This window comes from uncultured Paracoccus sp., assembly GCF_937873615.1.
In the GTDB taxonomy this organism is placed as follows: domain Bacteria; phylum Pseudomonadota; class Alphaproteobacteria; order Rhodobacterales; family Rhodobacteraceae; genus Paracoccus.
This window is the reverse complement of record NZ_CALMYP010000047.1, coordinates 21,387-27,386: the sequence shown is the minus strand read 5'-3', so window position 1 is coordinate 27,386 and position 6,000 is coordinate 21,387. Positions and strand designations below refer to the sequence as shown.

Annotated in this window: 6 protein-coding genes; 2 read left to right on the top strand and 4 right to left on the bottom strand. The window is 66.5% G+C overall.

Going from position 1 to position 6,000, the window contains the following annotated elements; genetic code table 11:
• Positions 1-2,134, bottom strand: a 2,134-nt coding sequence (locus Q0330_RS11045; RefSeq protein ID WP_299478767.1) for an OmpA family protein, incomplete at its 3' end; no start/stop codon positions are given.
• Positions 2,135-2,293: 159 nt separating this feature from the next.
• Between Q0330_RS11045 and Q0330_RS11040 the strand changes: the two genes are divergently transcribed.
• On the top strand, positions 2,294-3,502 hold the full coding sequence (locus tag Q0330_RS11040) for an acyl-CoA dehydrogenase (protein WP_299478764.1): 1,209 nt from the start codon (positions 2,294-2,296) through the stop codon (positions 3,500-3,502).
• Positions 3,503-3,636: 134 nt separating this feature from the next.
• A complete protein-coding gene (locus Q0330_RS11035; protein WP_299478761.1) occupies positions 3,637-4,038 on the top strand; it encodes a DUF1398 family protein in 402 nt (133 codons plus the stop codon).
• 73 nt (positions 4,039-4,111) lie between these two features.
• Here the strand turns inward: Q0330_RS11035 and Q0330_RS11030 are convergent, their stop codons facing one another.
• From Q0330_RS11030 to Q0330_RS11020, 3 genes are all read right to left on the bottom strand, one after another.
• Positions 4,112-4,561 carry a DUF411 domain-containing protein gene (locus Q0330_RS11030; protein ID WP_299478758.1) on the bottom strand — a complete coding sequence of 150 codons (450 nt, stop codon included), beginning with the start codon at positions 4,559-4,561 and terminating at the stop codon, positions 4,112-4,114.
• 43 nt (positions 4,562-4,604) lie between these two features.
• Positions 4,605-4,910 (bottom strand): hypothetical protein, encoded by a 306-nt coding sequence (locus Q0330_RS11025; protein WP_299478755.1) that lies wholly within the window; start codon positions 4,908-4,910, stop codon positions 4,605-4,607.
• Positions 4,911-5,065: 155 nt separating this feature from the next.
• Positions 5,066-5,914 carry a ferredoxin--NADP reductase gene (locus Q0330_RS11020; RefSeq protein ID WP_299478752.1) on the bottom strand — a complete coding sequence of 283 codons (849 nt, stop codon included), beginning with the start codon at positions 5,912-5,914 and terminating at the stop codon, positions 5,066-5,068.
• Positions 5,915-6,000: the final 86 nt, after the last annotated feature.

The window sequence follows — 6,000 nt, the reverse complement described above, 5'->3', positions numbered from 1 at the left end:
GGCGGACCGAGGCGCGGCGGTTCTGGCGTTCGTCGGTCAGGACCGGGATCTTCAGGTATTCTTCGCCGTAACCCTGCACGACCATGTTTTCCGGCGGGACGCGGAAATATTCCGACAGCGCCAGCGCCACCGATTCCGCGCGCCGGTCCGACAGCGCGAGGTTATAGGTCGCGCTGCCCACGGCATCGGTATGACCCTCGATCAGGAAGATTTCGCGCGGGTTGGCGGCGACGGCATCCTCGATTGCGGTGCCGAGTGCTGCCAGTTGCCGGGCCTGATCGGGATTGATCGCGGCCGAGCCGGTGTCGAAGGTGATGGCGTTGATATCGACCGGGGCGACGAGGTTGCGGACCTCGGGGATGGTGCGGATCTGGTTCAGGGTGAAGCGGCGGTTCACGGCGGCCTCGCGGGCGAGGGCCGCGCGCAACTGCGCCTCGGTCGTGGGCGTGGCCTCGGGCTTCGGCGCCGGCGGCAGCTCGGCGATCTGGACCGGCGGCACCTCGACGGAATCGTCGATCAGCACGGTTTCGCTGCCATCGGCGGCGACATGAATGCGGCGCAGCACGGTCAGGTCGGCGCCGCGAATGGTGATGATCTGCGAGCCGTCGGGGCGGGTGACGACGCTGCGCGAGGAGCCGTCGGAATAGTTCTCGGTCTGGACCTCGTTGCCGGCCTGGCGCAGCAGGGCGTTGTCGTCCTTCAGCACCTGCTGGCTGCCATCGGCGCGGGTGACGATGACCCGGTCGCCGGTATTCAATGCCACCTCGCGCTGACCCGACAGGACCTGACCCACGGCAAGCGCGCCGAGACCGGCCAGCGCCACCTTGGCGAGGTCGCTGCCGCCGCTGTCGCTCTCCGAGGATTGCGCCGCCGGCTGGGCCGTGGCCGCCTTCAGCGCCTCGGTCAGGCTGGTCTCGAAATCCTGGGCCGAACTGCGGGTATCGGCCACGGTCTCGCGGATGATTTCGCCGCTGGCGGGCTGGGTGAAGGCCTCGACCGTGGGGGCGACGGCCTCGGCTGCTTCACGCGCGGCGGCGGTGTTGGAGCCGCGGGCGCGCAGCTTGCCGTCATCGCCGACGATGAATTGCTGCTGCGCCATCGGGCCGATCACGATCCGGCCGCTTTCGGTGACCTCGGCGGTGACGCCGCCGGGACTGACCAGGGCCACGCCTTCGGCGCAGGGCCGCGCGGAGCCGTCGATGCAGGTCAGGCCGTCAGCCGTCAACCCGGTCTGAACCTCGCGCTGCAGCACCTTGTTCAGGCGCGGCATGGTGGCATCCCGTTCGGTGTTGAACCTGTCGCCTTCGGCTTCGGTGATGCGGGGTTCCTGACCGGCATGGCTGTCCATGAGGGCTGCGGCGGGCGCTGCCTTTGTCCCGGCCTCGGATTGGGCGGCGGCAAGCTGACGGGCAAGCTCATCCTGCTTGGCGTCGCTCGCGCGGGTTTCGGCATCGGCCATCGCCTTGGCCATGGCTTCGGCTTCGACATCCGCTTCGGTTTTAACGGGGGCGGTGGCCTTGGCCATGGCCTCTGCCATTGCGGCGGCTTCGACTTCGGCTTCGGTCGGGGCGTCGGGCTTGGGGGCCGTCTCGACCGTTTCCTTCTGCGCCTCGTTACGCGCCGCCTCGATCACCGCCGTCAAAGGATCGGTGCCGGCCTCTGCGGGCTTGTTCGGATCCTCGATCACGGCCAGCGGTTCGACGGGCTGGCGGGCAAGCATCGCTGCGGCATTGGCCACGCGTTCCAGGTTTTCATCCGCCAGCCGGGCGAGGTCATTGCCACGCGTGACCGGGGTGCCGTCCTTGGTCATGCGATAGGGCTGCATCTCGGCGGGGGCGAGGATCATGCCGCCGCCCTCGACCAGTTCGACGGCAACGCCTGCGGGGGTGATGAGCGGCATGTCATCGGCACAGGGCCGGGCCGAATCGTCCAGGCAACGCAGCGCGCCCGCATTCACGCCCGCCGCGAGTTCCTGCTGGAAGACCCGGTCGAGAAGGTTCATCGCCTCGGCCCGCGCCGGCGCGACCTCGCGCGCCTGATCGGCGCTCAGGGTGATCTCGGCGGTCGCGGTGGCGGCGAGGCCGAGCCCGATCAGGGCCGCGATGGCGGTGCTGTTGGCGAAATGGCGTGGCATATGAACTCCTCCCGGAAACACTGTCATTGCAGCGACAAACCCCCGTGGCGCCGCTTCGTTCCCGCGCGGCTTCTGAACAAGACGTGATCGCGGTGCGGCGCTTGCACGGGGCCGCTGCCCGGCCTATCCCAAGAACAGCATCAGCGAAGGAGGCCGATCATGGCGCTGAAACCGAAGGACGCACCCGATCTGGGCCGGTTCGACTGGGAAGACCCGTTCCGCATGGACGCGCAACTGACCGAGGAGGAGCGCGCCATTCGCGACGCCGCCCGCGCCTATGCGCAGGACAAGCTGCAGCCGCGCGTGATCGAGGCCTATCGTGAGGAAAAGACCGATCCAGCGATCTTCCGCGAGATGGGCGAGATGGGGCTTCTGGGCGTGACCGTGCCCGAGGAATATGGCGGCATCGGCGCGTCTTACGTTGCCTATGGCCTTGTCGCGCGCGAGGTCGAGCGTGTGGACAGCGGCTATCGCAGCATGATGTCGGTGCAGTCCTCGTTGGTGATGTATCCGATCTATGCCTATGGATCCGAGGAACAGCGGCTGAAATACCTGCCCAAGCTGGCCTCTGGCGAGTGGATCGGCTGTTTCGGTCTGACCGAGCCGGATGCGGGGTCGGACCCTGCGGGCATGAAGACGCGGGCGAAGAAGACCGCGAATGGTTATGTGCTGAACGGCGCGAAGATGTGGATCTCGAATTCGCCCATTGCCGATGTCTTCGTGGTCTGGGCCAAGTCGGAAGCGCATGGCGGCAAGATCCGGGGCTTCGTTCTGGAAAAGGGCATGAAGGGCCTGTCGGCGCCGAAGATCGGCGGCAAGCTGAGCCTGCGGGCCTCGATCACCGGCGAGATCGTCATGGAGAATGTCGAGGTCCCCGAGGATGCGCTTCTGCCCAATGTCGAGGGGTTGAAGGGCCCGTTCGGCTGTCTGAACCGGGCGCGTTACGGGATCAGCTGGGGCGCGCTTGGCGCGGCCGAGTTCTGCCTGCAGGCGGCGCGGCAATACGGGCTCGACCGGCAGCAATTCGGGCGACCGCTGGCGCAGACCCAGCTGCACCAGCTGAAGCTGGCCAATATGCTGACCGAGATTTCGCTGGGGCTGCAAGGCAGCCTGCGCGTCGGCCGGCTGCTGGACGAGGCCGAGGCCGCGCCCGAGATGATCAGCATCATCAAGCGCAACAATTGCGGCAAGGCGCTGGAGATCGCCCGTTGGGCGCGCGACATGCATGGCGGCAACGGCATTTCCGAGGAATTCCAGGTCATGCGCCATATGGTCAATCTGGAAACCGTGAACACCTATGAGGGCACGCATGATGTCCATGCGCTGATCCTCGGTCGCGCGATCACCGGCCTGCAGGCGTTTTTCTGAGCCCGTCCTGGCACTCGATGGCGATGGACAGCCGGGCCGGGGATGGGGGATAAGGCGCGTCTGCCCGCCGGGAATCGGCGGGCGCTTGAGCGGTGGCCGGGACCGTTTCCCCGGTATTCGAGCGAGTGAGCCCCATGAATGAAGACCAGAAACATGTTGCCGTGGAATGCCTCGCCGGGGCCGAAAGCGACGGCATGGCCTTTCCGCAGATCGTCGGCCGGCTGATCGAGGCGGGGTTCGAAAGCTACTGCGTCGATCTGCGCCGCGCCCGGGCGATCTATTTCCTGCCCGATGGCGACAGTGTCGAACTGGAGGCTCACCGGGTCGAAACCCCGGTCGCGCCGGCGCTCGACGCTGCCGCCATGCAGGCGGCGATCCGCGAGGCGCAGGCGCAGGTTCCCGGCTATACCTATCGCGGCTTTTGCGAGAAAGCGGCGGCGGCGGGCTGTGCCTTCTATGTGGTGTCCTTCTCGGGCCGGCGCGCGGTCTATTTCGGCCGCGATGCGGTGGCCCATGTCGAGAATTTTCCCGACTGATCCTGTCCCGACCGATCGGTCCCGGGTCTGAACCGGGCAGGGGCGCCGGATCCGGCGCCCCTGTTCGTTCGTCTCAGGGCCGGTCGGGGCCCATGCGCTCATAGAGAGCGCCGTCGCCGGCTTCGCCGCCCCAGATCACCACATCGTAACGCGCATCGGGATCGTCGCCCATGCCGGGCGATCCCGCCGGCATGCCGGGCACGGCAATGCCGGTGGCGTCGGGGCGTTCGCTCAGCAGGCGCTCGACCGCCTGAAGCGGGACATGGCCCTCGATCACATAGCCACCGACCTCGACCGTATGGCAGGACTGCATATCGGCAGGCACGCCGAGCCGGTCCTTGAGCGCATAAAGATCGTCGTCTTCGATGATGGCGACCTCATAACTGGCATCCTGGGCGAGATCGGCCCAGGCGGTGCAACAGCCGCAATTCGGGTCCTTGTGGACAGTCATCTGTGCGCCTTCGGCGAAGGCGGCGGTGGTGGAAAGAAACAGGGCGGCAAGCCCGGCGAGTTGGATTTTCATCATTCTATCCTCGGTTTGATGCTTGGGTGCGCGGGTCACGGCATCAGACGGGGATCGGTGGTCGCAGATCGGGGCTGTCCCTGCGCCCCTGCGCCCGGGTGGCCGGCGGGTGCGGATGGGTATCGCGGCATCGCGGCAGGGGCGAAAGCGACGGCTCTGCCGGGGGCAGGGCCGTGAAGAACTGGCAGGTCGGGCTCCGGTGGGTGCCATCCATGCAGCAATCGGTCATGGTCGCCGTCTCATGGATGGTCATCACGGCAGGGCCGGGTTCCACCGCCATCTGGCCGGCCTGGGCAAGCTGCATGGGGACAAGCTGCAGCGGGGCAAGCGCGATGGCCAGGATCAGCAATATTCGTCTGCACAGGATCATGGCGTCAAGCTAGGTCGCCTTGCGCCATCGGACAATGGCGATGCGCCGCGCGGGATTGTCGCAGCGATCAGCTTCGCGTGAACAAAAAACGGCGCGACCCGGGGGCCGCGCCGTCGGATTGCGTCCGCGACCGCTCAGATGCCGTCGCCGACGAAGGCTTTCTCGACGACGAATTCCTTCGGCTCGGAATTGGCGCCCTCGCGCAGACCGAAGCCTTCCAGCACCGCCTTCACATCGACGTTGAAGGCCAGGCTGCCGCAGATCATGGCGCGGTCTTCCTCGGGGTTCATCGCCGGCAGGCCGAGATCCGAGAAGACCTTGCCCGAGGTCATGTTATCGGTGATCCGGCCCATCAGCGGGCTGTCCTCGCGCGTGGTCGTGGGATAGTAGAGCAGGCGCTTGTGGAAATTTTCGCCATAGATTTCAGTCAGAAGCGGGTCGCTCTTCAGGTTCTCGACCAGCTCGCGGCCATAGTTCAGCTCATCGGCGGTGCGGCAGGTATGCATCATCACGACCTGCTCGAAACGCTCATAGCTTTCCGGGTCGCGCATCAGCGAGGCGAAGGGCGCGATGCCGGTGCCGGTGGCCAGAAACCACAGCCGCTTGCCGGGCAGAAGCGCATCCAGCACCAGCGTGCCGACGGGTTTCGGGCGCAGGATGATCTCGTCGCCCACCTGAATATGCTGCAGCTTCGAGGTCAGCGGCCCGTCCGGCACCTTGATCGAGTAGAACTCCAGTTCCTCGTCCCAGTTCGGCGAGGCGATGGAATAGGCCCGCAGCAGCGGTTTGCCGTTATCGCCCAGAAGCCCGATCATCACGAACTCGCCCGAGCGGAAGCGCAGGCTGGCCGGGCGCGTCACCCGGAAAGAGAAGAGCCGGTCGGTCCAGTGCTGGACCGAAGTCACCGTCTGCGCATCGGGCAAATGCGGCTTTTCGCGGTTCGGGGCGGGGGCTGCGTCGTTCACGGCGATATCCAATGTCATCTGCTGTCCTGCGTCATCTAGGGCAATGCGGCCCTTCGGTGAAGTCCGGCGCGACCGGCAAATCCCTGCAAGCCGGCGCGAGTCAC